Annotated in this window: 22 protein-coding genes; 16 read left to right on the top strand and 6 right to left on the bottom strand. The window is 70.5% G+C overall.

All coding sequences use genetic code 11. From position 1 onward, the window contains the following. The first annotated feature begins 106 nt into the window (after nucleotides 1-106). Nucleotides 107-697: a malonic semialdehyde reductase gene (locus ACFVVO_RS02940; protein ID WP_390051194.1), complete on the top strand. Its 591-nt coding sequence runs from the start codon at nucleotides 107-109 to the stop codon at nucleotides 695-697. Nucleotides 698-762: 65 nt separating this feature from the next. Here ACFVVO_RS02940 and ACFVVO_RS02935 read toward each other — a convergent pair whose 3' ends face one another. Continuing rightward, nucleotides 763-1287, bottom strand: a complete 525-nt coding sequence (locus ACFVVO_RS02935; protein ID WP_390051193.1) for a DUF4245 domain-containing protein — start codon at nucleotides 1285-1287, stop codon at nucleotides 763-765. A gap of 126 nt (nucleotides 1288-1413) precedes the next feature. On the opposite strand from ACFVVO_RS02935, the gene glpX reads away from it, so the two are divergent. Beyond that, on the top strand, nucleotides 1414-2448 hold the full coding sequence (gene glpX, locus ACFVVO_RS02930; RefSeq protein WP_390051192.1) for a class II fructose-bisphosphatase: 1035 nt from the start codon (nucleotides 1414-1416) through the stop codon (nucleotides 2446-2448). Between the two features lie 111 nt (nucleotides 2449-2559). Here glpX and ACFVVO_RS02925 read toward each other — a convergent pair whose 3' ends face one another. Next, nucleotides 2560-2934 carry a WhiB family transcriptional regulator gene (locus ACFVVO_RS02925; RefSeq protein ID WP_390051191.1) on the bottom strand — a complete coding sequence of 125 codons (375 nt, stop codon included), beginning with the start codon at nucleotides 2932-2934 and terminating at the stop codon, nucleotides 2560-2562. A gap of 175 nt (nucleotides 2935-3109) precedes the next feature. Beyond that, entirely contained in the window at nucleotides 3110-3811 is a 702-nt protein-coding gene (locus ACFVVO_RS02920; protein ID WP_390051190.1) for a DUF1707 domain-containing protein, read from the bottom strand. A gap of 168 nt (nucleotides 3812-3979) precedes the next feature. Here ACFVVO_RS02920 and ACFVVO_RS02915 point away from each other — a divergent pair, with 168 nt between their 5' ends. Beyond that, nucleotides 3980-5650 carry a fumarate hydratase gene (locus ACFVVO_RS02915; RefSeq protein WP_390051189.1) on the top strand — a complete coding sequence of 557 codons (1671 nt, stop codon included), beginning with the start codon at nucleotides 3980-3982 and terminating at the stop codon, nucleotides 5648-5650. A 167-nt stretch (nucleotides 5651-5817) separates the two neighbouring features. Here the strand turns inward: ACFVVO_RS02915 and ACFVVO_RS02910 are convergent, their stop codons facing one another. After that, complete coding sequence (locus ACFVVO_RS02910) at nucleotides 5818-6183, bottom strand: hypothetical protein (RefSeq protein ID WP_390051188.1); 366 nt, start codon at nucleotides 6181-6183, stop codon at nucleotides 5818-5820. Nucleotides 6184-6367: 184 nt separating this feature from the next. Between ACFVVO_RS02910 and ACFVVO_RS02905 the strand changes: the two genes are divergently transcribed. The 4 genes from ACFVVO_RS02905 (at nucleotide 6368) to ACFVVO_RS02890 (ending at nucleotide 11492) form a co-directional block, all read left to right on the top strand. Continuing rightward, the gene (locus ACFVVO_RS02905) at nucleotides 6368-7753 is read left to right on the top strand and encodes a class II fumarate hydratase (protein ID WP_390051187.1); all 1386 of its coding nucleotides are present in this window, start codon (nucleotides 6368-6370) and stop codon (nucleotides 7751-7753) included. Between the two features lie 72 nt (nucleotides 7754-7825). Then, nucleotides 7826-8515 carry a DUF402 domain-containing protein gene (locus ACFVVO_RS02900; RefSeq protein ID WP_390051186.1) on the top strand — a complete coding sequence of 230 codons (690 nt, stop codon included), beginning with the start codon at nucleotides 7826-7828 and terminating at the stop codon, nucleotides 8513-8515. A 293-nt stretch (nucleotides 8516-8808) separates the two neighbouring features. Next, the gene (locus ACFVVO_RS02895) at nucleotides 8809-10896 is read left to right on the top strand and encodes a SpoIIE family protein phosphatase (protein WP_390051185.1); all 2088 of its coding nucleotides are present in this window, start codon (nucleotides 8809-8811) and stop codon (nucleotides 10894-10896) included. 176 nt (nucleotides 10897-11072) lie between these two features. Continuing rightward, entirely contained in the window at nucleotides 11073-11492 is a 420-nt protein-coding gene (locus ACFVVO_RS02890) for a hypothetical protein (RefSeq protein WP_390051184.1), read from the top strand. A gap of 87 nt (nucleotides 11493-11579) precedes the next feature. Here the strand turns inward: ACFVVO_RS02890 and ACFVVO_RS02885 are convergent, their stop codons facing one another. Then, on the bottom strand, nucleotides 11580-13925 hold the full coding sequence (locus tag ACFVVO_RS02885; RefSeq protein WP_390051183.1) for a transglycosylase domain-containing protein: 2346 nt from the start codon (nucleotides 13923-13925) through the stop codon (nucleotides 11580-11582). A 235-nt stretch (nucleotides 13926-14160) separates the two neighbouring features. On the opposite strand from ACFVVO_RS02885, the gene ACFVVO_RS02880 reads away from it, so the two are divergent. The 5 genes from ACFVVO_RS02880 to ACFVVO_RS02860 all read left to right on the top strand — a co-directional run bounded on the left by ACFVVO_RS02880 (nucleotide 14161) and on the right by ACFVVO_RS02860 (nucleotide 19115). After that, entirely contained in the window at nucleotides 14161-15111 is a 951-nt protein-coding gene (locus ACFVVO_RS02880; RefSeq protein ID WP_390051182.1) for an SPFH domain-containing protein, read from the top strand. Then, complete coding sequence (locus tag ACFVVO_RS02875; RefSeq protein ID WP_390051181.1) at nucleotides 15108-15362, top strand: hypothetical protein; 255 nt, start codon at nucleotides 15108-15110, stop codon at nucleotides 15360-15362. Before ACFVVO_RS02880 ends, ACFVVO_RS02875 begins: the two co-directional genes overlap by 4 nt. 164 nt (nucleotides 15363-15526) lie before the next feature. Further along, nucleotides 15527-16051, top strand: a complete 525-nt coding sequence (locus tag ACFVVO_RS02870) for a PadR family transcriptional regulator (protein WP_390051180.1) — start codon at nucleotides 15527-15529, stop codon at nucleotides 16049-16051. After that, nucleotides 16048-16737, top strand: a complete 690-nt coding sequence (locus ACFVVO_RS02865; RefSeq protein WP_390051179.1) for an ABC transporter ATP-binding protein — start codon at nucleotides 16048-16050, stop codon at nucleotides 16735-16737. The genes ACFVVO_RS02870 and ACFVVO_RS02865 overlap by 4 nt, the downstream gene beginning before the upstream one ends. 65 nt (nucleotides 16738-16802) lie before the next feature. Beyond that, entirely contained in the window at nucleotides 16803-19115 is a 2313-nt protein-coding gene (locus ACFVVO_RS02860; protein WP_390051178.1) for an ABC transporter permease, read from the top strand. A gap of 49 nt (nucleotides 19116-19164) precedes the next feature. On the opposite strand, the gene ACFVVO_RS02855 is transcribed toward ACFVVO_RS02860, so the two are convergent. Next, nucleotides 19165-20118 (bottom strand): LysR substrate-binding domain-containing protein, encoded by a 954-nt coding sequence (locus ACFVVO_RS02855; protein ID WP_390051177.1) that lies wholly within the window; start codon nucleotides 20116-20118, stop codon nucleotides 19165-19167. 133 nt (nucleotides 20119-20251) lie between these two features. Between ACFVVO_RS02855 and ACFVVO_RS02850 the strand changes: the two genes are divergently transcribed. From ACFVVO_RS02850 to ACFVVO_RS02835, 4 genes are all read left to right on the top strand, one after another. Next, the gene (locus ACFVVO_RS02850) at nucleotides 20252-20806 is read left to right on the top strand and encodes a peroxiredoxin (RefSeq protein WP_390051176.1); all 555 of its coding nucleotides are present in this window, start codon (nucleotides 20252-20254) and stop codon (nucleotides 20804-20806) included. A 3-nt stretch (nucleotides 20807-20809) separates the two neighbouring features. After that, the gene (locus tag ACFVVO_RS02845; protein ID WP_390051175.1) at nucleotides 20810-21352 is read left to right on the top strand and encodes an alkyl hydroperoxide reductase; all 543 of its coding nucleotides are present in this window, start codon (nucleotides 20810-20812) and stop codon (nucleotides 21350-21352) included. Nucleotides 21353-21676: 324 nt separating this feature from the next. Beyond that, on the top strand, nucleotides 21677-22216 hold the full coding sequence (locus ACFVVO_RS02840) for a hypothetical protein (protein ID WP_390051174.1): 540 nt from the start codon (nucleotides 21677-21679) through the stop codon (nucleotides 22214-22216). Nucleotides 22217-22432: 216 nt separating this feature from the next. After that, complete coding sequence (locus ACFVVO_RS02835; RefSeq protein WP_390051173.1) at nucleotides 22433-26422, top strand: SGNH/GDSL hydrolase family protein; 3990 nt, start codon at nucleotides 22433-22435, stop codon at nucleotides 26420-26422. Nucleotides 26423-26487: the final 65 nt, after the last annotated feature.

Here is a 26487-nt window from a genome sequence, read left to right as displayed (position 1 = left end):
GGCTCACCGCACACCCGGTTTGGTTGAAGGTTGAACTTTGCCGTAGGGTCGTACGCGTCAGCCGGTCCGGCGCCCCGGACCGGACGCGCACCCGAGGAAGTCACGCATGTCTCTCGTTCTTGACCCCGCCGCCCAGGACCTGCTGTTCCGTGAGGCCCGCACCGCGAACACCTTCACCGACGAGCCGGTGACCGAGGAGCAGCTCCAGGCGATCTACGACCTGGTCAAGTACGGCCCCACCGCCTTCAACCAGACCCCGCTGCGCATCACTCTGGTCCGCTCCCCGGAGGCCCGCGAGCGCCTGGTGAAGCACATGTCCGAGGGCAACCAGGCCAAGACCGCCGCCGCCCCGCTGGTCGCGATCCTCTCCGCGGACAACGAGTTCCACGAGGAGCTGCCGGCCCTGTTCCCGGCCTTCCCGCAGGCCAAGGACCTCTTCTTCGCCGAGCGCCCGGTCCGTGAGGGCTCCGCCGCGATGAACGCCGCCCTCCAGGCCGGCTACTTCATCGTCGGCGTCCGCGCCGCGGGGCTCGCCGCCGGCCCGATGACCGGCCTCGACTTCGAGGGCATCCGCAAGGAGTTCCTGGACGACGACCACACCCCGCTGATGGTCGTCAACATCGGCCGGCCGGGCCCGGACGCCTGGTACCCGCGCTCGCCGCGCCTGGCGTACGAGGACGTCGTCACGACCGTCTGACCTCCGTACACGCGAAGAGGCCCCCGGCATCGCCGGGGGCCTCTTCGCGCGTACGGGCGGGGCGCTCAGGACATCTTCAGGGCCGCCGCCATCTTCGTCAGCCGGTCGAAGGGGGCCGTGCCGGCCACCACCGTGGTGGAGCCGGGGGTGTCCTCCAGGACCAGGGCGTCGTAGCGGCCGCCGGTGTAGCGGGTCCAGGTGCGGTCGCCGATCCGCTCGGTCCGCTTCGTCGCCTTCGAGCCCTGGCTGGCCTGCTGGATGAAGTCGGACCGCTTCTGAGCCGACTGCTCGACCTGCACGTACTGACCCTCGGGATCCTGGAAGCCGAGGTGCCAGCGGTCGGAGTTCTCGCCCTGGAAGCGCACCGAGGTCGCCTTCCAGGCGCCGGGCAGGCCCTCGGGGGCGGCCACCGGGTAGCTCGCGGCACGCCGCGCCGTGTCCAGCTCGACCCGGTAGTCGACCCGCTTGATGTCGGGAGCGTGATCGTCGTGCGGGACGAAGACGTAGATGACCGCCGCCGCGATCCCGATGAGGCCCAGGGAGAGAATCATGTCCCGGACCGTCTTCTGCTTGCCGTTGGAACCTGCCACGCCCTCTATCGTCGCAGGTGCCGGGAGCGCTCATCCGTGGGGTCCCCTGCTCGTTTTGTCTGCTCAACGATAGAGTCGGACCAACACCCTCATCCGGCCGTCGTCGTATCAGAAAGGTGCGCTCCGATGACCGAGAATCATCATCTGCCGTCCGAGCTCGATGTGCCCTCCGAGGCACCCGACCGCAACCTCGCCCTGGAGCTCGTCCGGGTGACCGAAGCCGCCGCCATGGCCGCCGGCCGCTGGGTCGGGCGCGGTGACAAGAACGGCGCCGACGGCGCCGCTGTGCGCGCCATGCGCACCCTCGTCTCGACCGTCTCGATGAACGGCGTCGTCGTCATCGGTGAGGGCGAGAAGGACGAAGCCCCGATGCTCTTCAACGGGGAGCACGTGGGCGACGGCACCGGTCCCGAGGTGGACATCGCCGTCGACCCGATCGACGGCACCACCCTGACCGCCAAGGGCATGCCCAACGCGATCGCGGTCCTCGCCGCCGCCGAGCGCGGGGCCATGTTCGACCCGTCCGCCGTGTTCTACATGGACAAGCTGGTCACCGGCCCCGAGGCCGCCGACTTCGTCGACATCAACGCACCCGTGTCGGTCAACATCCGCCGGGTCGCCAAGGCCAAGCACCGCACGCCCGAGGACGTCACGGTCGTCATCCTGGACCGGCCCCGGCACGAAGGCATCATCAAGGAGATCCGCGACACCGGTGCGCGCATCAAGCTGATCTCCGACGGTGACGTGGCCGGCTCGATCCTGGCCCTGCGCGAGGGCACCGGCATCGATCTGCTGCTCGGCATCGGCGGCACCCCGGAGGGCATCATCTCGGCCTGCGCCGTGAAATGCCTGGGCGGGACCATCCAGGGCAAGCTGTGGCCCAAGGACGACGAGGAGCGGGCGCGGGCCGTCGACGCCGGGCACGACCTGGACCGCGTCCTGACCACGGAGGACCTGGTCACCGGCGAGAACGTGTTCTTCGTCGCCACCGGCATCACCGACGGCGAACTGATGCGCGGGGTGCGGTACCGGTCGGAGACCGCCACCACCGACTCGATCGTGATGCGGTCGAAGTCCGGCACCGTGCGGCGGATCGACTCCGAGCACCGGCTGAGCAAGCTGCGGGCCTACAGCGCGATCGACTTCGACCGGGCGAAGTGACCCGACCGGGGTGAGCCCCGCTCCCCCCGAAAGCCAATGGGCGCCCTCTGTGCGGAGAGGGCGCCCATTCGCGCATCCAGGACCTGTCCGGCCTGATCCGCCGGACAGGCCCTAGCCGGCTATGCGGTCCGTCGTCGTCCGTGCCGAGTTCTTCAGCTCCAGCTCCCGTCGGCGGCGACGCGCCAGCACCACGCGGCGTTCGGCCGCCGTGAGGCCGCCCCAGACGCCGTACGGCTCGGGCTGGAGCAGGGCGTGCTCGCGGCACTCCACCATGACGGGGCAGCGCGCGCAGACGCGCTTGGCCGCCTCCTCGCGGGACAGCCGGGCGGCCGTCGGCTCCTTGGACGGGGCGAAGAACAGGCCGGCCTCGTCACGCCGGCACACCGCCTCGGTGTGCCAGGGGGCGTCTTGGTCCCTGTCTGGCACTGGCACCCGCTGGGCCGGAACGGCAGCTACCTGCAGGGACGAATGCGGCGGTTGCAGCACGGTCTACTCCTGACGACGGCTTCGCGAGCGAGCGACGATGCAGCAAGGCCTACCCGCTGTGCGCGCGCCTATGCACAGCGTTTCCAACCGCGGGCGCACGTCGTCCTGTTCACGCCCCCACGCGCCCGCCGTCGACCGGACGGCACCCTTCCGGTCACCGGCGGATTCGCGACCGTCAACGGTCCAGGTGTTTGCGCAGCTTCCGGTCGACCTTGTCCTGGACGCGGTCGAGGATGTCCGCCACAAGCCTGCCGCGCTTGGGCCGCGCCTCCACGTTGCCGAGCACGGCCCAGCCGTCGACGTAGATCACGGGCGCCTCCGACTCGACCGAATCGAGCGGGGCCACCTCGAAGTTGCCCAGCACGCCGCCCCCCGTGCCGCGCAGCGAGACGTTCTCCGGGACGCGGATCTGCACGTCGCCGAAGACCGAGACGGCCTTGATGACGACCTGCTGGTACTCGAAGATCGCCTCGCTCAGATCGATCTCGACGCTGCCGAAGACCGCGTAGGCGTGCAGCCGGCGCCCGGCCCGCCAGCGGCCCCGCCGCATGGCACTGCTGAAGACGGCCACCACATTGGCGTCCGCCTCGGCCGGTATCGCGCCGGGAGCCGGACGGGGCGGCACGGACGCGTAGGCGGGCGCCGCGGGCCCCTGATGGGCCGCGGGCAGGTCGCGGATGAAGACCTCCAGCTCACCGACCGTCTTGGCGTGCAGCACCCCCTCGACGCGCTCGGCGTGCTCGTCCGCGGTCAGCCTGCCCTCGGCCAGGGCCTCACGGAGGATGTCGGCGACGCGGTCACGGTCCGCGTCCGAGGCGCGCAGATCGGCGGGGGCCGGCGCCCCTTCCTGGGCTTGGGCGTGCTTCTGAAGGTCCACGGCAGCAGCGTACCGAAACGCGATAGATCGCGACTAGGGTTGTGGACAACCCCGGGCGTGTCGAACTGAGCCCCACCTCACAGGTTCCGCGCCGAGGGCAGGTTCTACGCTGGTGGGGCCCGCCAACGTCGGCGGGCAGCCGTCCGTCAGAGTGAGGAATGGGCTGAGATGCCTGAGTTCGCGTACACCGATCTGCTTCCCCAGGGCGAGGACACCACCCCGTACCGGCTGGTGACCTCGGAAGGCGTGTCCACCGTCGAGGGGCCGGACGGGCGGACGTTCCTCAAGGTGGAGCCGGAGGCGCTGCGCAAGCTCGCCGAGGAGGCCATCCACGACATCCAGCACTACCTGCGCCCGGCCCACCTCGCCCAGCTGCGCCGCATCATCGACGACCCCGAGGCCTCGAGCAACGACAAGTTCGTCGCCCTGGACCTGCTGAAGAACGCGAACATCGCGGCGGCCGGCGTGCTCCCGATGTGCCAGGACACCGGCACCGCGATCGTCATGGGCAAGCGCGGCCAGAACGTCCTCACCGAGGGCGAGGACGAGAAGGCCCTCTCCCACGGCATCTTCGACGCCTACACCAAGCTGAACCTGCGCTACTCGCAGATGGCTCCGCTCACCATGTGGGAGGAGAAGAACACCGGCTCCAACCTCCCCGCGCAGATCGAGCTGTACGCCACCGACGGCGGCGCCTACAAGTTCCTCTTCATGGCCAAGGGCGGCGGCAGCGCCAACAAGTCCTTCCTCTACCAGGAGACCAAGGCCGTCCTGAACGAGGCCTCCATGATGAAGTTCCTGGAGGAGAAGATCCGCTCGCTCGGCACGGCCGCCTGCCCGCCGTACCACCTGGCGATCGTCGTCGGCGGCACGAGCGCCGAGTACGCGCTGAAGACCGCGAAGTACGCCTCCGCGCACTACCTGGACAACATGCCGGCCGAGGGCTCGCCGCTCGGCCACGGCTTCCGGGACAAGGAGCTGGAGGACAAGGTCTTCGAGCTGACCCAGCGGATCGGCATCGGCGCGCAGTTCGGCGGCAAGTACTTCTGCCACGACGTGCGCGTGGTGCGGCTGCCGCGGCACGGCGCGTCCTGCCCGGTCGCGATCGCCGTCTCCTGCTCGGCGGACCGCCAGGCGGTCGCCAAGATCACCGCCGAGGGCGTCTTCCTGGAGCGGCTCGAGACGGACCCGGCGCGGTTCCTGCCGGAGACCACGGAGGAGCACCTGGAGCAGGACGGGGATGTCGTCAACATCGACCTGAACCAGCCGATGGACGAGATCCTCGCCGAGCTCACCAAGTACCCGGTCAAGACGCGGCTGTCCCTCACCGGCCCGCTGGTCGTCGCCCGCGACATCGCGCACGCCAAGATCAAGGAGCGGCTGGACGCGGGTGAGGACATGCCGCAGTACCTGAAGGACCACCCGGTGTACTACGCGGGCCCGGCGAAGACGCCCGAGGGCTACGCGTCCGGCTCCTTCGGCCCGACGACGGCCGGCCGCATGGACTCCTACGTGGAGCAGTTCCAGGCGGCGGGCGGCTCCAAGGTGATGCTCGCCAAGGGCAACCGCAGCAAGCAGGTCACCGACGCGTGCGACGCGCACGGCGGCTTCTACCTCGGCTCCATCGGCGGCCCGGCCGCCCGCCTCGCCCAGGACTGCATCAAGAAGGTCGAGGTGCTGGAGTACGAGGAGCTGGGGATGGAGGCCGTCTGGAAGATCGAGGTGGAGGACTTCCCGGCGTTCATCGTCGTGGACGACAAGGGCAACGACTTCTTCCAGGACCCGGCTCCGCAGCCGACGTTCACCAGCATCCCGGTGCGGGGTCCGGGCCTGGGCTGATCCGGCGGCGACACCCGTGGGGAGCCCCTGGCACGGCGCCGGGGGCTCTGCCGTTCCCCCGGCACGGGATGACCGCGTCGAGACCCGGGATCACCGCGTCAGGAAGGTCGGCGGACCGGACTCGCCGTGGAGCAACGCCGCCCCCGGCGCCGTGACCGGGCCGCGTGTCAGTGCGGCACGCAGCCGAACCAGTTCACCGTGGCGCCGTCGGCGGTGAAGCCCATGCACCTGATGGTCCTGTCGTGCAGCTTCTCGGCCCGGTCGACCGGGCCGTTCAGGTAGTCCGTCGTGTGGTGGGCCTCCACCAGGTCGTCGACCTCGACGCGGTACCAGCGGCGTTCGCCGGACGGCAGGCTGCATCCGTGGGCCGTCAGATTGCGGCTGGGATCGCCGCTCCAGACGGGCCGTTCGGCGCGGTCGCAGTGGGCTCTGCCCGCGGCGCCGGCGGTGCCGGCTCCCGCGCCCAGCAGGGTCGCCGTGCCTATGGACACCGCCGCGATGGCGCCGAGCAGACCCTTGGGAGTGAAATGCATCGATCGGTCCTCCTGCCAGCCGTGGTGACGGCGGGAATCGCCCACCACCTTGGGCTGATAGTTACATTTATCCGTGATGTCCCGCCCGGTGGCCGGGAGCCCGGTCCCCCGACCCGGTGACGCCGGTGGTGCCAATGGGCCCACGGTCCGGAACAACCACCGCGCCCCGATCGCTGACAAGGGCATGAGCAACTACCGCATCGAGCACGACTCCATGGGCGAGGTCCGGGTGCCCGCCCATGCCAAGTGGCGGGCGCAGACGCAGCGTGCCGTCGAGAACTTCCCGGTGTCCGGGCAGCGGATCGAGCGGGCGCACATCGAGGCGCTGGCGCGGATCAAGGGCGCCGCGGCGAAGGTGAACGCCGAGCTGGGCGTGCTGGACAAGGATGTCGCGGCGGCGATCCAGGACGCGGCCGGGGAGGTCGCCGAGGGGAAGTGGGACGAGCACTTCCCGGTGGACGTGTTCCAGACCGGGTCCGGGACCTCGTCCAACATGAACACCAACGAGGTCATCGCCACCCTGGCCGGTGAGCGGCTCGGCCGGGACGTGCACCCCAACGACCACGTCAACGCCTCGCAGTCCTCGAACGACGTCTTCCCCTCGTCCCTGCACATCGCCGCCACCGCCGCCGTCACCCACGACCTGATCCCGGCCCTGGAACACCTCGCCGCCGCTCTCGGGCGCAAGTCCGAGGAGTTCGCGGACGTCGTCAAGGCCGGGCGAACGCATCTGATGGACGCGACGCCGGTGACCCTGGGGCAGGAGTTCGGCGGGTACGCGGCCCAGGTCCGGTACGGCGTGGAGCGACTGCGGGCCTCGCTGCCCCGGCTGGCGGAACTGCCGCTGGGCGGGACGGCGGTCGGCACCGGGATCAACACGCCGCCCGGGTTCTCCGCCGCGGTGATCGAGGAGGTCGCGCGGGCCACCGGGCTGCCGCTCACCGAGGCCCGCGACCACTTCGAGGCGCAGGGCGCCCGGGACGCGGTCGTGGAGACCAGCGGACAGCTCCGGACCATCGCGGTGGGGCTGACGAAGATCGCGAACGATCTGCGCTGGATGGCGTCCGGGCCGCGCACCGGGCTGGCCGAGATCCGGCTGCCCGATCTGCAGCCGGGCTCCTCGATCATGCCGGGCAAGGTCAACCCGGTCATCCCCGAGGCCGTGCTCATGGTCGCCGCCCAGGTGATCGGCAACGACGCGACCATCGCCACCGCCGGCGCCGCCGGGAACTTCGAGCTGAACGTGATGCTCCCGGTCATCGCCAAGAACGTGCTGGAGTCGGTCCGGCTGCTCGCGAACGTCTCCCGGCTGCTGGCCGACCGGACCGTGGACGGCGTCACCGCCGACCGCGAACGCGCCCGCGAGTACGCCGAGTCCTCGCCTTCGGTGGTGACGCCGCTGAACAAGTACATCGGCTACGAGGAGGCCGCGAAGGTCGCGAAGAGGTCGCTGGCCGAGCGCAGGACCATCCGCGAGGTCGTGCTGGAGGGCGGCTATGTGGAGCGTGGCGACCTCACCCTGGAGCAGCTCGACGAGGCGCTGGATGTCCTGCGGATGACACGGCCGTGACAACCGGCCCCGCCGCGTAGGACCGTGACGCGTATCGCAGCGTCGAATGTGTACGGCACCTAATATCTGTTCATGGCGGACGACGGAGCGGTGAGACGAGTGTCGGCGGGGCCTGCGACCTACTGGACCCCCGGGAGCCAGATCCTGTGGCGGTACCGGGAGAACGCCGGCGCGCGCTTCCACATCGCACGGCCCGTCACCGTCGTCCGGGACGACGCGGAACTGCTCGCCGTGTGGATGGCGCCCGGTACCGAGTGTGTGAAGCCGGTGCTCGCCGACGGTACGCCGGTGCACGTGGAGCCGCTGGAGACCCGCTACACCAGGCCGCGTTCGGTGCAGCGGGACCGGTGGTTCGGCACGGGTGTGCTGAAGCTGGCCCGGCCCGCCGAGCCCTGGTCGGTGTGGCTGTTCTGGGATCCGGGCTGGCGGTTCAAGAACTGGTACGTCAATCTCGAGCAGCCGCTGACCCGTTGGGCGGGCGGAGTCGACTCCGAGGACCACTTCCTGGACATCTCCGTCCACCCGGACCGCAGTTGGCACTGGCGGGACGAGGACGAGTTCACGCAGGCTCAGCGGGACGGGCTGATGGACGAGGGGACCGCCGAGCGGGTGCGGGCGGCCGGCCGGGCCGCGGTGGAGGTGATCGACGCCTGGGGCCCGCCGTTCTCCGACGGCTGGCAGCACTGGCGCCCGGATCCGTCCTGGGCGGTACCGTCACTCCCCGAGGACTGGGACCGTACGCCCGCGCACGTGTCCTCATGAGACCCTTGATGCGCCCCCGGCCCACAACCGTAGGATCGTCCTCCGCAAGAATCCGCAAGGCAACTCCCGGGGTGCGAACCGGGCCTGACCAGACGTCACCGAGGGGCGGCAGGAGTGAGCGAGGGGTACGAGGGCAACACCCCGGCGGGCCCGGCAGGGTTCACCGGCGGCACAGGCACGACCTCTGACCACGCGGGAATTCCGTTCCTGGGGCACGTATTCCGGGTATCGGACTTTCGGCGGGACCATGTGCGCGCCCGGCGCGCAGCCCCGGACGGATGGATTCGACGCGCGTGACGGAGCACCCCACGTTCTACGACCGCCCGCAGTCGGGCGCCGACCCCGCGGAGTCCCGCGGGGCGCTCCTGCGTACCCCGGAGCAGCTCGGCAGCCCCGCCTTACCGGCACAGGCCCGGGCCGACGGACCGCCCTCCGCACCGGGGGCGACCACGCCCCGCGGCCAGGGGAACAAGGGGAAGGAGCCCCCAGTCAACGGCCCCGAGCACTCCCAGCCCGCCACCGCGCCGACGGACACGGGACGCCCGCGTCCCGCGCCGGAGGCCATTCCGCCGCAGCCGGGCGCCGAGCAGGAGCGGGGGCCCGGCGGCCAGGACCGCCGTACCGGGCGGGGGCTGCCGCCGGGGCGGCCGATGCCGATGCGGCGCGACGGGGACCGGCTCAGGTTCGTGGGCGCGGCGACCCGGCGGATCGCGCGCGGCCTCGATCTGGACGAGATCGTGATGGGGCTGTGCCGGGCCACCGTGCCGACGTTCTCCGACGCGATCCTGGTCTATCTGCGCGACCCGCTGCCGGTGGGTGACGAGCGCCCGACCGGGCCTGTGGTGCTGCGGCTGCGCCGCACGGACCGGATTCCGGACGAGCGGGACACGGAGGGCCTGGCGCTGCCGCCGTTCCCCGAGCCGGAACCGGAGGCCTCGGCCCTCTCCGAGCTGTCGTCGCTGACCACCGAGCTGTGCGAGGTGCGTCCGGGCGGTGCCCTGAACGAGGTGCTGCGCGGGGTGCGCCCGGTGTTCGCCGACGCCCCCGCGGCCCGGGCCGCGCTGCCCGAGCTGCTCGGCGAGGGCGGGGAGGTGGCCGTACCGGGCGGGCGGCACGCGATCCTCGCGCCGCTGCGCGGCCGGCGCCGGGTGATCGGTGCCGCGCTGTTCCTGCGGCGCCCGGAGCGGCCGGCGTTCGAGGCGGACGATCTGCTGGTGGCGGCGCAGCTGGCCACGCACAGCGCGCTCGGCATCGACAAGGCGGTGCTGTACGGCCGGGAGGCGTACATCGCCGACGAACTTCAGCGCACCATGCTGCCGGAGACGCTGCCCCGGCCGACCGGGGTGCGGCTGGCGTCGCGCTACCTTCCGGCGGCGGAGACGGCGCGGGTGGGCGGCGACTGGTACGACGCGATCCCGCTGCCCGGCAGCCGGGTGGCGCTGGTGGTCGGGGATGTCATGGGGCACTCCATGACCTCGGCGGCGATCATGGGTCAGCTGCGTACGACGGCGCAGACGCTGGCCGGTCTCGACCTGCCTCCGCAGGAGGTGCTGCACCATCTGGACGAACAGGCGCAGCGGCTGGGCACCGACCGCATGGCGACCTGCCTGTACGCCGTGTACGACCCGGTGACGCATCGCATCACGATCGCCAACGCGGGTCATCCGCCGCCCGTGCTGCTGCATCTGGGCGGCCGGGCGGAGGTGCTGCGGGTGCCTTCGGGCGCGCCTATCGGCGTGGGCGGGGTGGACTTCGAGGCGGTCGAGCTGGACGCGCCGGCCGGGGCCACGCTACTGCTGTACACCGACGGGCTGGTGGAGTCCCGGCTGCGGGACGTGTGGACCGGCATAGAGCAGTTGCGCGAGAAGCTCGCCGCGACCGCGCGGCTGACCGGTCCGGACCATCCGCCGCCGCTCGAGGCGCTGTGCGACGAGGTGCTGGACATGCTCGGCCCGGGTGACCGGGACGACGACATCGCCCTGCTCGCGGCCCGTTTCGACGGGATCGCACCGAGCGATGTGGCGTACTGGACGCTGGAGCCGGAGGACGCGGCGCCCGGCCAGGCCCGCCGGCTGGCCCGGCGCGCGCTGGCCCGATGGGATCTGGAGGAGCTGACGGACTCGGTGGAGCTGCTGGTCAGCGAGGTGGTCACGAACGCCGTGCGCTACGCCTCCCGTCCGGTGACGCTGCGTCTGCTGCGCACGGACGTGCTGCGCTGCGAGGTCGGCGACGACGTGCCCCAGTTGCCGCGGCTGTGCCAGGCGCGGGCCACGGACGAGGGCGGCCGCGGGCTGTACCTGGTCAACAAGCTGGCCCGGCGCTGGGGCGCGACCCGGCTGAGCACCGGCAAGGTGGTCTGGTTCGAGCTGAACAAGGGGTGAGCGCACGGGGTTTGGGGGCGTCCGGCCCGCGGACGCCCGGCCCGTGCGGGCACGGCGGAGGTCACATTCCTTGATCGCCGAAATGGGGTGCGCTTCCCTTCCGGCCGAGCCTAAGCTCCGGATCGACCACGCATTCGATTACGAACGCGATTTCAGCGTGAAACGGGGTATCACCCATGCGCAAGATCATCAAGCGGAGCCTGCTGACAGCGCTCGGCGTCGCCGCGATGGCGGGTCTGTCCGCGGCTCCGGCAAACGCGGCGGGACATGACGTCTACGTCGCGTACTCGTACCCTGCTGACGACTCTAACTGCGAGTCCGGCGGGGCGATCGGCTTCGCGTCCTACGGCGACGACATCTCTGTCAGCGACACCTGTGCGGACGGCCACTCCGCCATCGGTGTCGTCAACGTCGGGAGCTCGTTCTACTACTACTGGAACCACGACGGCGCGGGCTCGACCCGGGAGGTGAACCTCAACTTCCGCGAGGGGCAGCCGCTGGCGATCAGGTCCTGTCTGGGTGAGTGGAAGGGCACCGCGACCGGCGGGATCATGTGGTCGACCTGCGGGCACATCAACGCCGACGTCACCGCCTGACGTCGAACACGGCAAGGTCGAACACGGCAAGAGGGGCGCCCGGAGTATTCCGGGCGCCCCTCTTGCCGTGCGCAGGCTGGATACTGGCTACTGGCCGACGTCGCCAGCCGGGTCGAGCGGATCCTCCGTGACGGGGCCCGTCGGCGGCTCGCTGGACGGGCTCTGGGACGGCGACTGGGAGGGCGACTGGCTCGGCGTCTGCGACGGGGTCTGGGACGGTGTCTGCGACGGCGACTCGGACACCGGCGGTTCGCTGCTCGGTGAGCTCGACGGGGTCTCGGACGGGGACTCGCTGACCGTCGGGGTGTCCGTCGGCTCGACGGCCGCGCCCTGGGTGGTGTCCAGGTCGAACTCGGACTTCTCGGTGACACCGAAGGTGTAGGCCGCCCAGATCTCCGCCGGCGGGCCGCCGCCGTTGACCCGGCCGCCGCCCATCGCGCCGCTGAGCGAGACGTGGTCGTTCTTCTTGACCGGCCTGCCGTCGCAGCCGGTGCCGCCGTCCTTGGCCGCCTGGCCGAAAAGGCCGACGGAGGTGACAAGGTCCGGGGTGTAGCCGGTGAACCAGGCCGAGCGGTTGCAGTCGGAGGTACCCGTCTTGCCCGCCACCTGCTGGCCGTTCCGCAGCGGGTTGCCCGCCACGGACGTGCGGGCGGTGCCGTCGTCGACCACACCGGTGAGCACCGAGGTCACGCTGTCGGCGACCGTGCGGCTGATCACCTGGTCGCCGACGGGGTCGGGCATCTCGACCGAGCGGCCCTTCTTCTCGGCCGACTTGACGATGCTGGGCGTCACTTCACGGCCGTGGTTGTCGAAGGTGGCGTAGATGCCGGCCATCTCCAGCGGGCTGGCGCCCATGGAGCCCAGCGTCTGCGCGGGTACCGCCTGCATGCCCTCGGTGTCCATGCCGAGCCGCTTGGCGGTGCGCATGACCTTGTCCATGCCCACGTCGACGCCCATCTGCGCGAAGACGGAGTTGACGGACTGGTTCATCGCCTGCTGGACGGTGATCGGCCCGTAGCTGTGGTTGTCCTCGTTCGGCGGTGCGAAGCCGACCCTGGCGCCGTGGTCGACGGCCTGGCGGCGGCTGGTGCCGTCGTAGACCGTGCTCGCGCCGATCGGCTTGCCCTCCTGCGTGGTGGCGTTCTGCTCCAGCGCTGCGGCGAGGATGATCGGCTTGAACGTGGACGCGGGCTGGTAGTCCCGGCGGGTGGCGTTGCTGAAGAAGTGGTCGAAGTAGTTGACGCCGCCGTACATCGCGACGATCTTGCCGGTCTTCGGATCCACCGACACGGCGCCGGCCTGGACGTCGTCGTCGACCTTGCGCTTCTTCGGTTCCAGCTTGCTGGTCAGCCGCTGCTTGACCGCCTTCTCCAGCGCGGCCTGCTTCTTGCGGTTGACGTTCAGGGTGATGGTCCAGCCCTGAGTCTCGACCTTGGCCGCCGCGTCGGACCTGGACAGGCCCTCGTCGTCCATCAGCTGCCGGGCCAGCTGGTCATTGGCGAGCCGGACCAGGTAGCCCTTCTGGCCCTCCATACCCGGGGCGCCCTTGGGTTCCTTCGGCACCGGGAACGTCAAGCCGTCGCGCTTGGCCTTGGGCAGCCAGTTCTCCTCGACCATGTTGTTCAGGACGTAGTTCCAGCGCGCCTTGACCATCCGCTTGCCGGTGGGGGTCGCCGCCGCCCAGTCGTACTGGCTGGGCGCCTGCAGCAGGGCGGCGAGGTACGCGCCCTGCTGCACGCTGAGGTCCTGGGCGTCGACGCGGTAGTAGGCCTGGGCGGCGGCCTGGATGCCGTAGGCGCCGCGGCCGTAGTAGGAGGTGTTGATGTAGCCGGCGAGGATGTCGTCCTTGGACTTCTCGCGCTCCACCTTGAGCGAGATGACCAGTTCCTTCAGCTTCCGCGAGACGGTCTGGTCCTGGTTCAGGTAGAAGTTCTTGACGTACTGCTGGGTGATCGTCGAGCCGCCCTGCTTGCCCCGCCCCGCCAGGGTGTTGACCAGGCCCCGGGCGGTGCCCTTGAGGTCCACTCCGGGGTCGGTGTAGAAGGACTTGTTCTCGGCCGCCACGAAGGTCCGCTGGACCTCCTTGGGCACCTTGTCCAGGTCCACGATCTCGCGGTTGACCTTGCCGTCGCGGGCCAGGATGCTGCCGTCGCTGTACTTGTAGACGTTGCTCTGCCGCTGGGCGGCGATGTTGCCGGCGGGCACGTCGACCGCCATGTACAGCGCGAAGAAGGCGCCGATCGACAGCAGGCACAGTCCGAAGAACGTGCCGAGGATCTTCTTCCAGGTGAACAGCCTGCGTATTCGGCCCTTGGCGGGCTTGCCCCCGGGCGCCGCCGCCGCGGATTCGGCCGTGGACTGCGAGCGGTGGCGCTTGGGCGCCGCGCGGCGACCACCACGCTGTCGCGCTCGTCTCTCTTCCGCTCGTCCCATGAGTCCTACGCTCCCGCTTCCGTCTCAGTGGTCAGCTCCGAAAGCTAACACCCGTCTATATGACAAAGGGCGCCCGATCCGCTCTTTTACGGACGTGAGAATCAGCACCCGCCCCAAGGGAACCGACGGTTATCACTGGCGTTGGGTTGCCCCGAGACGTAAAGTGATATCACTTAGCTAGAAGGAAGCTAGGCGTCCGAGGATGCCGGACGCCTTCGAGAACGGGGGACCCTCCATGTCCGCACACGACACGTCCGCACACGACACGTCCGCGGCCGCCGACATACCCGAGATGCCCGCGCCGCGCGTGCGCGAGTTCCAGGCCCACAGCATCGGCGGCGGTCTCGCCCTGCTCCTCGGCCTGCTGGGGCTCGCCGCGGCCGTGGCCCTGTTCGCCACCGCCTCGGCGGTGACCGCGAGTGGCGCCAAGGGCGGGCTCATCGTCTGTGGTGTGCTCGTCTTCCTCGCCGCCGTGATCGCGATGCGCGGCCTGAACACGGTCGCGCCCGGCGAGGCCCGTGTGGTCCAGCTCTTCGGCCGCTACCGGGGCACGATCCGGCAGGACGGCCTGCGCTGGGTGAACCCCTTCACCTCGCGCACCCGCATCTCCACCCGCGTACGCAACCACGAGACCGCCGTACTGAAGGTCAACGACGCCTACGGCAACCCGATCGAGCTGGCCTCGGTCGTGGTCTGGAAGGTTCAGGACACCGCTCAGGCCACGTTCGAGGTGGACGACTACGCCGAGTTCGTCGCCACCCAGACCGAGACGGCCGTACGGCACATCGCCATCGAGTACCCCTACGACGCCCACGAGGAGGACGGCCTCTCGCTGCGCGGCAACGCCGAGGAGATCACCGAGAAGCTGGCCGTCGAACTGCAGGCGCGGGTGGAGGCGGCCGGAGTGCGGGTCGTCGAGTCGCGCTTCACGCATCTCGCGTACGCTCCCGAGATCGCCTCGGCGATGCTCCAGCGCCAGCAGGCCGGCGCGGTCGTCGCGGCCCGGCGGCAGATCGTGGACGGCGCGGTCGGCATGGTGGAGGCGGCGCTCGCCAGGATCGCGGAGCAGGACATCGTGGAGCTGGACGAGGAGCGGAAGGCGGCGATGGTGTCCAACCTGATGGTGGTGCTGTGCGGGGACCGGGCCCCGCAGCCCGTACTCAACACCGGGACCCTCTACCAGTGACGGATCCGTCGGAGGAGACGCCCAGGCGACGGCCTCAGCAGCGCAAGCAGGTGCTGCTGAGGCTGGACCCGTCGGTCTACGACGCCCTCGCGCGCTGGGCCGGGGACGAACTGCGGTCGGCCAACGCGCAGATCGAGTTCCTGCTGCGCAAGGCACTGTCGGAGGCGGGGCGGCTGCCTCGTGACACCGGTCCGCTGCCCCGCCGCGGGCGTCCGCCCGGGGGTCCGGCCGCCGGGCCGCCGACGGCCTGAGAGCAGCCGCGCCCCGACCGGCCCGTCCCCGTGTACACGGAGGCGGGCCCGCTGTCGTTACCGAATCAGGACAACCGGCTCCCACCTGCGCCGCGCCACCGCGCGCCAGACACTGAACACTCCGCGTATACACCCGGCGTATACACCGTGTGTAGAGTGCTCGCATGTCCATCGGTCACACCCTCCTAGGGCTCCTGGAGTCCGGCCCCCGACACGGCTACGACCTGAAGCGGGCCTTTGACGAGAAGTTCGGTCACGACCGGCCGCTGCACTACGGCCAGGTCTACTCGACGATGTCCCGGCTGCTGAGGAACGGGCTCGTGGAAGTCGACGGGATCGAGTCGGGCGGCGGCCCCGAGCGCAAGCGGTACGCCATCACCGACGCAGGCGTCACCGACGTCGAGCAGTGGCTCGCGACCCCGGAGAAGCCGGAGGAGTACCTCCAGTCGACCCTCTACACCAAGGTCGTCCTCGCGCTGCTGACCCACCGCGACGCGTCGGACATCCTGGACACCCAGCGCGCCGAGCACCTGCGCAGCATGCGCATCCTCACCGACCGCAAGCGCAGGGGCGACCTCGCGGACCAGCTCATCTGCGACCACGCCCTGTTCCACCTGGAGGCCGATCTGCGCTGGCTGGAACTGACCGCCGCCCGGCTGGACAAGCTCCGTGCGGAGGTGGCCCGGTGACCCCTCCCCCCGGCTCCCTGCTCGCCGCCGAGGACGTGCGCAAGGCCTACGGCCCGACGCTCGCCCTGGACGGCGCCGCGTTCTCCATCCACCCCGGCGAGGTCGTCGCGGTGATGGGCCCCTCCGGCTCCGGCAAGTCCACGCTGCTGCACTGCCTCGCCGGGATCGTGCCGCCCGACTCGGGCTCGATCACGTACGCCGGGCGGGAACTCGCCACCATGAGCGACGTCGAGCGCAGTGCGCTGCGGCGCAGCGACTTCGGATTCGTCTTCCAGTTCGGGCAGTTGGTGCCGGAGCTGACCTGTGTGGAGAACGTGGCGCTTCCGCTGCGGCTGAACGGCACCTCCCGCAAGGAAGCCGAACGGGCCGCGCTGGGCTGGATGGAGCGGCTCGAGGTGGACGACCTCCGGGGCAAGCGGCCCGGCGAGGTCTCCGGCGGTCAGGGGCAGCGGGTCGCGGTGGCGCGGGCGCTGGTCACCGGGCCCCGGGTGCTGTTCGCCGACGAGCCGACCGGCGCGCTGGACTCGCTCAACGGAGAGCGCGTGATGGAGCTGCTCACCGACGCGGCCCGCTCCACCAACGCGGCCGTCGTACTGGTCACGCACGAGGCCCGGGTGGCCGCGTACTCGGACCGCGAGATCGTCGTGCGCGACGGCAAATCCCGGGACATGGAGCGGGCCGTATGAAGCCGCGCAGGGGGGCTCTCCCGCGCGAGCGGAACCGAGCGTGGGGGAGGACGAGGGATCTCACCATGGGCGCCCGGTTCGCCCTCACCGGCGGGCGCGAGGGCTGGGTCCGGATGACGCTGACGGCGGTCGGCGTCGGGCTGGGCGTCGCCCTGCTGCTGCTGACCACCGCGCTGCCGAACGTGTTCACCGCCCGCCACCGGGTCGAGGAGGCCCGCTACGACTACACGTTCTCCAGCACCACACGCCCCAAGGCCGACAACACCGTGCTGGTCGCCGCGACCGACACCCAGTGGCACTCGAAGGACGTCCGGGGCCGGCTCCTCGAACCCGAGGGCGCGCGGGCGCCGTTGCCGCCGGGCCTCGGGCGCTTCCCCGCCAAGGGCGAGATGGTCGTCTCCCCCGCGCTGCGGGAGCTGCTCGCCTCGGACGGCGCCCGGCTGCTGCGCGAGCGGCTGCCCTACCGGATCGTCGGGACGATCGGCGAGAGCGGGCTGATCGGCTCGCAGGAGCTGGCGTACTACGCGGGCGCCAAGGGCCTGGACCCCGATGCGAGCGGCGGCGTACGGGTGGACCGGCTGGTCCACTTCGGCGATCCGCACCCGACCACCGAGAAGACCGACCCGGTACTGCTGCTGATGGTGCTGGTCGTGTTCGTGGTGCTGCTGATGCCGGTCGCCGTGTTCATCGCCGCGGCCGTGCGCTTCGGCGGTGAGCGGCGCGACCGCCGGCTGGCCGCGCTGCGGCTGGTGGGCTCCGACAGCGGGATGACCCGGCGGATCGCGGCGGGCGAGGCGCTGGCCGGGGCCCTGCTCGGACTGGCCGTCGGTACGGTCTTCTTCCTGATCGGCCGTCAGATCGCGGGGTCGGTGCAGGTGCTGGGTGAGAGCGTGTTCCCCGACTACCTCGACCCCTCCCCCGCGCTCGTCGCACTGGTCGCGGTGGCGGTGCCGGCGTCCGCGGTCCTGGTGACGCTGCTCGCGATGCGCGGGGTGGTCGTGGAGCCGCTCGGCGTGGTGCGGACGGCCAGGCCGGCCCGGCGCCGCCTGTGGTGGCGGCTGCTGCTGCCGCTGGCGGGCCTCGCGCTGCTGTACCCGATGATCGGCAAGGGCCGGGACAACGGCGGCTTCAACCAGTACCTGGTGACCGGTGGTGTCCTGCTGCTGCTGGTCGGCGTGACCGCGCTGCTGCCGTGGATCGTGGAGCGGGTCGTCGCCCGGCTCGGCTCCGGCCCGGTCTCCTGGCAACTGGCGGTGCGGCGACTGCAGTTGAGCAGCGGCTCGGCGGCCCGCATGGTCAACGGCATCGCGGTGGCGGTGGCCGGCGCGATCGCGCTGCAGATGCTGTTCGCGGGCGTGGAGAGCCAGTACACCAAGGACACCGGCCGGGACCCCGGCCGGGCGTCGATGGAGGTCACGCTGCCGGACCGCGGTGACGCCGCCGCCGTGGGCGAGGCGTTCCGGCGGACCGAGGGGGTGCGGGTGTCGGTGGTGCTGTCCACCGCGTCGGCCGCTGACAAGCGCCGGGACCCGGACAACCTGATCGACCTCACGGTCGGTGACTGCGCCGCCCTCCGGGAGGTGGCCCGGCTGTCCTCCTGCCGGGACGGCGACGTGTTCCGGCTGCGCAACCCGCACTACGACTCCGCCTACAACGACTCCATAGGAACCGTCGTACGGCCAGGCCGGCAGCTCTACCTCGACCCGGGCTACTCGGACTCGCCCAGCCTTCAGGTGCCCTGGAAGCTGCCGGCCGGCCTCCGGCAGGTGCCCTACCGCGACGACTCGCTGCAGAGCGCCGCCAACGGCCTGCTGGTCACGCCGTCCGCGCTGCCGGCGAAGGCGCGGCCCTCGCTGCGCGGCCATGTCTACGTCCGCACCGACGAGTCGGTGCCGGACGCGCCGGAGCACGTGCGCAACACGGCCGCCCGGGTGGATCCGGCCGCGGACGTGTTCACCTGGACGGCGACCGAGGAGTCCACGAAGTACACCTCGCTGCGCACCGGTCTGTTCGTCGGCGCGGTCTGCGTGCTGGCGCTGATCGGCGCGAGCCTGCTGGTCTCGCAGCTGGAGCAGCTTCGCGAGCGGCGCAAGCTGCTGTCCTCGCTGGTCGCCTTCGGCACCCGGCGCCGCACGCTGGGCCTGTCGGTGCTGTGGCAGACGGCGGTCCCGATCGCCCTCGGACTGCTGCTGTCCTCGGTGGTCGGCCTGACCCTCGGCGCGGTGCTGCTGAAGATGACGGCGACCCCGGTGACGGTCGACTGGGCGAGCGTGCTGGCCATGACCGGCGTCGGCGCGGCGGTGGTGCTCGCGGTGACGCTGCTCAGCCTGCCCCCGCTGCTGAGGCTGATGCGGCCGGACGGGCTGCGCACCGAGTAGGCCCCCGGCGACCCGTGCGGGGCGCCGGGGGCGCGCCCCGGTAGGGCGGTCAGGCGTCCAGCACCCGCACGGGCAGGGGCCGCAGCTCCTCGCGCAGGGCCGCCGCCAGTTCCTGGTACTCCGCTCCCCTGGCGGCGCCCGCGCGCATGGCGAAGGCGATCCGGCGGCTGGGGGCGGGGTCGGCGAAGTAGCCGGTGAGGAGCCGGCTGCCGCGGGTCGTCTCGACCTTCAGGGCGGTGCGCGGCAGCAGGGTGCAGCCGAGGCCGCCCGCGACGAGCTGCACCAGTGTGGACAGCCCGGCGGCCGTGGTGGTGACCGGCGCGTCCTCCCGCCCGGCCTCGCGGCAGATGTCCAGGGCCTGGTCGCGCAGGCAGTGGCCCTCGTCCAGCAGCAGCAGCTTGAGTTCCCGCAGCGCCTCGCGCGGGATTCCCTCGCGGCCGCCGAGCCGGTGGTCGGGCGGGGTGACGAGCGCGAAGTCCTCGTCGAAGAGCGGGATTTCGGTCACGCCGGGGACCCCGAGCGGGACGGCCAGCAACAGCAGGTCCAGGCGGCCGGACTGCAGGCCCTCGACGAGGCTGGCGGTCTGCTCCTCGTGCACCTGCAGGTCGAGGTGCGGGTAGCGCTCGTGGACCAGGCCCAGCACGGTGGGCAGCAGATACGGCGCGACGGTCGGGATCACCCCGAGCCGCAGCACCCCGGTGAACGGCGCCCGGACCGCCTCGGCCTCCTCCAGCAGCGCCCCGACCTCGTCCAGCACCGCCTTCGCCCGTACCGCCAGCCGCTCGCCCGCGGGCGAGAGCAGTACCTTGCGGGTCGTACGCTCGAGGAGGGTCACGCCCAGGATCTCCTCCAGCGCCGAGACCGCGCCGGACAGGGCGGGCTGGCTCATCCCGATGGCGGCGGCCGCGTCCCGGAAGTGCAGATGCTCGGCCACGGCCGCGAAGGCACGGAGCTGGGACAGGCTGGGCTGGCGCCGCTTGCCGCTCGCGCTACTGACGGTCACTGATAGATACCTCCGATCAACACGACCGAGTGTAGCTATTTCTCGTATCAATGCACCCTGTGCCAACATCGGCAAAGTCCAACCCATGGGTAGTGCCCGCGATCCGGGCGCTGCCTCGCTGCAAGGAGAGCGTGTGCTCACTGTCGGTGACAAGTTCCCCGAGTTCGAACTGACCGCCTGCGTCTCGCTGGAGAAGGGCGCGGAGTTCGACACGATCAACCACAAGACCTACGAGGGCAAGTGGAAGATCGTTTTCGCCTGGCCCAAGGACTTCACCTTCGTGTGCCCGACCGAGATCGCCGCGTTCGGCAAGCTGAACGACGAGTTCGCCGACCGCGACGCCCAGATCCTCGGCTTCTCCGGTGACTCCGAGTTCGTCCACCACGCCTGGCGCAAGGACCACGACGACCTGCGTGACCTGCCCTTCCCGATGATGGCCGACTCCAAGCACGAGCTGATGCGCGAGCTGGGCATCGAGGGCGAGGACGGCTTCGCCAAGCGCGCCGTCTTCATCGTCGACCAGAACAACGAGATCCAGTTCACCATGGTGACCGCCGGCTCCGTCGGCCGTAACCCCAAGGAGGTCCTGCGGGTCCTCGACGCCCTGCAGACGGACGAGCTGTGCCCCTGCAACTGGAGCAAGGGCGACGAGACGCTCGACCCGGTCGCGCTGCTGGCCGGTGAGTGACCCATGTCGCTCGACTCGCTGAAGTCCCGCGTCCCGGACTACGCCAAGGACCTGAAGCTCAACCTGGGCTCGGTCATCGGCAACTCCGACCTGCCGGCCCAGCAGCTGTGGGGCACGGTGCTGGCGACCGCCATCGCCTCCCGTTCCCCGATCGTGCTGCGTGAGCTGGAGCCGGAGGCGAAGGCGAACCTGTCGCCGGAGGCGTACACGGCCGCCAAGGCCGCCGCCGCGGTGATGGCGATGAACAACGTCTTCTACCGCACCCGGCACCTGCTGTCCGACCACGAGTACGGCACCCTGCGCGCCGGCCTGCGGATGAACGTCATCGGCAACCCGGGCGTGGAGAAGGTCGACTTCGAGCTGTGGTCCTTCGCGGTCTCCGCGATCAACGGCTGCGGCATGTGCCTCGACTCGCACGAGCAGGTGCTGCGCAAGGCCGGCGTCGAGCGCGACGTGGTCCAGGAGGCGTTCAAGATCGCTTCCGTGGTCCAGGCCGTCGGCGTGACCCTCGACGCGGAGGCGGCCCTGGCCCAGGCGGCCGAGTAACCGCTCCGGAACATCACGGCCCCCGCCCATCCGATGGGCGGGGGCCGTCGTGCGTTCGGCGATGTGACAAGAACTACTCACTCCGCTCAGGGCCCGAAACCATGAGTGAACAAGCCACCGAACGATGCCCGGTTCACCCCCTCATGCGAAGAAGCTCCGCAGCCCAGAGTCATAGCGGAATTCAAATCTCCACTTTGCTTCCGAATTACTGTTCGACAGTCGCAAAGCAGATCTGATTAGCTCCCCGGGACCACATTCAAGCCGTCGGCCTGCTTTTACGACGGCTGCTCAAATGCAGCTCAAATGCATTCCATGGGGGAACGCATGTCTATTCGAATCCGTGTCTCGGCGAGGACCGCGCTCGCCACGGCCGCGGCCGGCTTCGGCCTCCTCGGCACGGCCGCTCCGCAGGTCGCCGCCGCCGACCAGCCGGTGCCCGCCATCTCGGTCAAGGCCGACAAGCACACGAAGGCGATCGCGGCCACGCAGCCCGCGGCCGCCGCCGCGGGCGCGACCGTCTGCGGTACGGGATACAAGCTCTACAAGGCGGACATGCTGCCCGACGCGTCGCGCAAGGCGACTCTCTTCGTCTACGTCAAAGGCAGCAACCCCGCGAGCAACGACGCTCCCACCTGCGCCATCCTCGACAACAACACGTCGGGCGCGAAGTGGATGAAGATCAAGCTCTGCTCGAACTACACGGCGGAGGGCTGCGCCAGCGACGCGGGCACGTACTCCGAGTACGCGGGCCCCGTCTACCGCAACCACGGCGGCTGCGGCACGGTCACGTCGCTGATGAAGACCAGCTCCAGCTCGAGCACCTACATCATCAACAACGTCACGGACAGCACGAACTGCAACTAGCGGGCGCTGCCCGAACGGTGCACCGGGACTTCACGCGTCGCACGCGTGGAGTCCCGGATCGCTGAATTCCCGCTCCCGTCCGTCCCACAGGGCTGTCCCGCCCAGGGCGGAGGGGCGTTTCGCCGTGCCCGGAAAGGCACGGAAACAACTCAATGAAATACGGGGAAAGCTCCTTTGCGTTCCAAGAGACGAACTCGCGCGCCCCTGGTGGCCCTCGTGGCCTGCGCCGCTGTGACCGGCGGCATGCTCCAGGCGGCGCCCGCCGGCGCCACTCCGGCATCCCACCCCTCCGCCCGTCCCGCCACCGCGGCGCCCGCTCCCTCCGGCGGGGTACGGAACCCGGGCGAGAAGCTCGGCGGGGGCTGGCAGAAGAGTCCCGACCGTGCGGTCACCGCCGCCGCTGACGCGGACGGTCTGCGGATCCTCGTCGCCGACAGTTCCAAGGCCTACGCGTGGAAGACCGTCGCGCTGCTGTCGGAGCCGGGCATGCCGGCGGATTCGTGGATCGGCAACCAGTGCCTGATGGACCGCTCGCACGCGGCCGTCGTCTACGCGCCGCGCGGTTTCACCAACAAGCCCGACCTGATGCAGGGGGGCGCGTTCGCCGCCGTCGTCGATCTGACGTCCGGCAAGGTGACCAAGCTGCCCTTCACCGCGTCGCTGGCCTACTTCGATCCGTCCTGCAACACGGCCACGCACCAGGCCGCGTTCACCGGCTTCCGGGACATGAACGACGCCGCGAGCACGCGCACCCGTGTGATCACCGTGAACGTGTCCGGGAGGACGACGGGCACGGCGGCGGCGCGCGGGGAGATCACGAGCGCCGTTCCGGTGAAGGACGGCACGGTCGCCGCGCTCGGCAGCCGGCTGGTCCACCTCGACCGCTCCGGCAAGGTGAAGAACCTCGCGGACACGGACAGTGCTCCGTTCGACATCCGGCCCGCCGCCGACGGCGGGATCGCCTTCGTCGACCGAGAGGGCGAGTCCACGGCGCACGCCAAGCTGTTCACCGGACGCGGCAAGCCGAAGAACATCGCCTCGGGCAGACTCGGCGACCTCGACCTCATGCCGGGCGACGCCGGCCGGGTCTTCCTCACCGGCCGCCCCAAGGGCTCTCCCGCCACCGCGGGAACCGGCGTCACCCACCTGAACGCCCCGGCCGGCACCGATGTGTCCTCGCAGGGCAGGCTCGCCGTCGAGCCCGTGCTCACGCCCGGTGTCCGCGCCGGCCTGACCCACATCAAGGGCGCGGGCAAGGGCTTCACGAGGTCCGGGGAACCCGCCTCGCGGACGGCGACGCCGGCCGACGAGGGCGACAAGGCGCTGACGGTCACCAGCACCGCCACCACCACCGGGACGAAACTGACCCAGAGCGTGCGGCACGACGCCGTCAACGGCTCGGGGAACGATCCCTCCCCGGCCCTGGCCACGGCCGCCGGTACCCACCGGTCGCGGGGCGCCTCCCCGAAAGCCGGGCTGACCGCGAGCTCCCCGACGGACGACGACCGCTGGTGCGCCGTGTCCCGCAACGACATGAAGGCGCAGGCGTTGCAGCCGACGCCGAACCAGGTCGAGTGGGCCGCCGACATGGCGGTGCGCGGTGATCTGAGCGCGAGCTACATCCGCCAGGGCGGATACCGCGGCCAGGCCGGTCTCGGCACCATCGACCCGCAGGCCCTGTTCCCGCTGCCCAAGCTGACGGGAGGCGGCCGGATCCCGGTCAACGTGCTCCTCGGGATCATGGCCCAGGAGTCGAACCTGTGGCAGGCCGAGGGCGGTTCGATCCCCGGTCAGATGGGCAACCCGCTGGCCGCCGTCGACGGCTACTACGGCCACAAGGCCGACCCCAACGACCCGGCCGCCTACTGGCAGATCAACTGGGACAAGTCGGACTGCGGCTACGGCGTCGGCCAGGTGACCGACGGCATGCGGCTGGCCGGTCACGCGAAACCGCACGAGACCAGCCTGTCGCCGGCCCTGCAGAAGCTCATCGCGGTCGACTACGCGACGAACATCGCCGCCTCGCTGAAGATCCTCGCCGACAAGTGGAACGAGGTCCACAAGGACGGCCAGAAGATCACCGTCAACAACGACGACCCCTCCTACGTGGAGAACTGGTTCACCGCCGTCTGGAACTACAACCTCGGCTTCAACCCTCCGTCGGAGGCCGGGAAGCACGCGGGGCACTGGGGCCTGGGCTGGTACAACAACCCCGCCAACCCGATCTACGCCAAGGGCTGGGGCCACCCGTTCATGAACACCGACGTGGACCCGTACGCCGTCAAGGACGCGGCTCATCCCCAGGACTGGCCTTACGAGGTCAAGGTGATGGGCTGGGCCGCCTGGTCCATCGACTCCGGCTACTCCTACTCCACCTCCGGCCGTCAGGACTGGCCGGGTGAGTCGGGCTTCTCCTCGGCCGGCTTCCGTCCCGCCTACTGGAACGGAACGGACCAGCCCTACCTGTACGAGGGCAGCGCGCGGTACAACCGGGTGCACGTCACGCCGTCGCTCGACGCGTTCTGCAACTCCAAGAACAACTGCGACCCCGACACGCCGCCGAAGTGCCCGGACGCCGAGTGCTACGCGCAGTACTGGTGGAACCAGCCCAATGTGACCTGGAAGAGCGACTGCGGCGCCACCTGCGGCCACGAGAACATCAAGTACCAGTCCCTGGTGCAGGAACCGGGGCGCGGTAACCGTCTGCAGAACGGCACGCCGGTGTGCTCCGGCGCTCCGGCCGGTTCCAAGGTCGTCGCCTCCGTACCGAACGGAACGCCGTCCTGGAGCGATCAGAGCGACTGCGCGACGATCTCGTCCGCGGGAAGCTTCCAGTTCGCCTTCAACCCCGGCACGGAGGGCCGTTACGAGGCCAAGGCCGACCTGCACTCGGTGGGCGGCGGCTACGGCGGCCACTTCTGGTACACCCGCACCCGCGACGCCGACCACTTCGGTGGCTCCGCCGGCTACATGACCGTCGACGGGACCTGGACCCTCGGCCAGAGCCTGAACTGGGCACGCGTTCTCGTGCACCTTCCCGACACCGGCGCGCAGACCCGTCAGGCCACGTACGACGTGCTGGGCACGGACAGCCAGAGCCACAAGCGGGTCGTGCTCCAGCGGGCCGGCGGCTGGGCCAGCCTGGGCGTGTTCCACTTCACCGGCACCCCGCGGGTCGAGCTGTCCAACGCGACCAAGGACGGAACCGCCGACGAGGACATCGCCTGGGGCGCGGTCGCCTTCCAGCCGCTCGCGGCCAAGCCGGCCAACTTCGTCGTCGCGATGGGTGACTCCTACTCCTCCGGCGAGGCGGTCACCGGGGCGAACGGTTCCGACCTGTACCCGGAGACCGACCACCCGGACAAGCAGAACGACAAGGAAGTCGACAAGTGCCACCGCTCCAAGCTGGCGTGGTCGAGGCAGGCGACTCTTCCCGGCTACTCCAGCTCCATCGGGGCCATGGCCGACAGCCTTGACCCGAAGATGGACTACCACTTCGTGGCCTGCTCCGGAGCCCGCACCTACAACGTGCTCAACCAGCCCCTGTCCGGCGAGCTGCCGCAGCTCGAGACCGGCTACCTGGACGAGAACACCACCCTGGTGACGCTCAGCATCGGCGGCAACGACGCCCGCTTCAGCGACGTCATGGGCAAGTGCATCGACCTTCCCGTGCCGTCGACGACCACCTGTCCCTACTCGGAAATGGAGAACGTCGACCCCGCGACCGGTGAGAAGACGGGTGGCTCCACCGGCGCCCTCAAGGACTGGGCGCCGAAGTGGCTGCACGACTCCGTGCGGCCGCAGATCGCCCTGACGCTGAACGCCATCCACGCCCAGGCCCCGAACGCGAAGGTCGTCCTCATGGGCTACCCGCGCCTGGTGGAGAAGGACCACGGCTGTTTCCCCGGCGCCTACGAGACCGTCGAGAACGACTGGGTCCGGACCGTGGCCGACACTCTCGCGACCGAGATGAAGGGCGCCGCCGAGCAGGACGGCGGAACGTGGGCCGCCTTCGCCGACCCGCGGGCCAACTTCGACGGCAAGGCCGCCTGCGGCAGTCCGGAGACCATCAACGCCCTCGTGGAGAACGGGCGGGAGAAGGCGGACAACGACGGCCCGAAGCCGTCCATGCAGACCCTTCACCCCAAGATCGCCGGTGCCCGTATCTACGCGGACACCCTGGAACAGACCCTTCGGAAGCTGTGACCGACGACTGAACCGGGGGCCTGAGTACCAGTACTCAGGCCCCCGGCCCTTGCATACGGAAGGCT

The sequence above is a fragment of the Streptomyces sp. NPDC058145 genome, assembly GCF_042884245.1.
Classification (GTDB): Bacteria; Actinomycetota; Actinomycetes; order Streptomycetales; family Streptomycetaceae; genus Streptomyces.
The sequence above is the reverse complement of the archived record's forward strand: the minus strand, read 5'-3'. Positions and strand labels throughout refer to the sequence as shown.

What these genes read in the sequence shown, in the direction of transcription:
- ACFVVO_RS02940 (WP_390051194.1), top strand. Translation starts at nt 107, where the DNA reads ATGTCTCTCGTTCTTGACCCCGCCGCCCAGGACCTGCTGTTCCGTGAG.
- glpX (WP_390051192.1), top strand. Translation starts at nt 1,414, where the DNA reads ATGACCGAGAATCATCATCTGCCGTCCGAGCTCGATGTGCCCTCCGAG.
- ACFVVO_RS02915 (WP_390051189.1), top strand. Translation starts at nt 3,980, where the DNA reads ATGCCTGAGTTCGCGTACACCGATCTGCTTCCCCAGGGCGAGGACACC.
- ACFVVO_RS02910 (WP_390051188.1), bottom strand. Translation starts at nt 6,183, where the DNA reads ATGCATTTCACTCCCAAGGGTCTGCTCGGCGCCATCGCGGCGGTGTCC.
- ACFVVO_RS02905 (WP_390051187.1), top strand. Translation starts at nt 6,368, where the DNA reads ATGAGCAACTACCGCATCGAGCACGACTCCATGGGCGAGGTCCGGGTG.
- ACFVVO_RS02900 (WP_390051186.1), top strand. Translation starts at nt 7,826, where the DNA reads ATGGCGGACGACGGAGCGGTGAGACGAGTGTCGGCGGGGCCTGCGACC.
- ACFVVO_RS02890 (WP_390051184.1), top strand. Translation starts at nt 11,073, where the DNA reads ATGCGCAAGATCATCAAGCGGAGCCTGCTGACAGCGCTCGGCGTCGCC.
- ACFVVO_RS02885 (WP_390051183.1), bottom strand. Translation starts at nt 13,925, where the DNA reads ATGGGACGAGCGGAAGAGAGACGAGCGCGACAGCGTGGTGGTCGCCGC.
- ACFVVO_RS02880 (WP_390051182.1), top strand. Translation starts at nt 14,161, where the DNA reads ATGTCCGCACACGACACGTCCGCACACGACACGTCCGCGGCCGCCGAC.
- ACFVVO_RS02870 (WP_390051180.1), top strand. Translation starts at nt 15,527, where the DNA reads ATGTCCATCGGTCACACCCTCCTAGGGCTCCTGGAGTCCGGCCCCCGA.
- ACFVVO_RS02860 (WP_390051178.1), top strand. Translation starts at nt 16,803, where the DNA reads ATGGGCGCCCGGTTCGCCCTCACCGGCGGGCGCGAGGGCTGGGTCCGG.
- ACFVVO_RS02845 (WP_390051175.1), top strand. Translation starts at nt 20,810, where the DNA reads ATGTCGCTCGACTCGCTGAAGTCCCGCGTCCCGGACTACGCCAAGGAC.
- ACFVVO_RS02840 (WP_390051174.1), top strand. Translation starts at nt 21,677, where the DNA reads ATGTCTATTCGAATCCGTGTCTCGGCGAGGACCGCGCTCGCCACGGCC.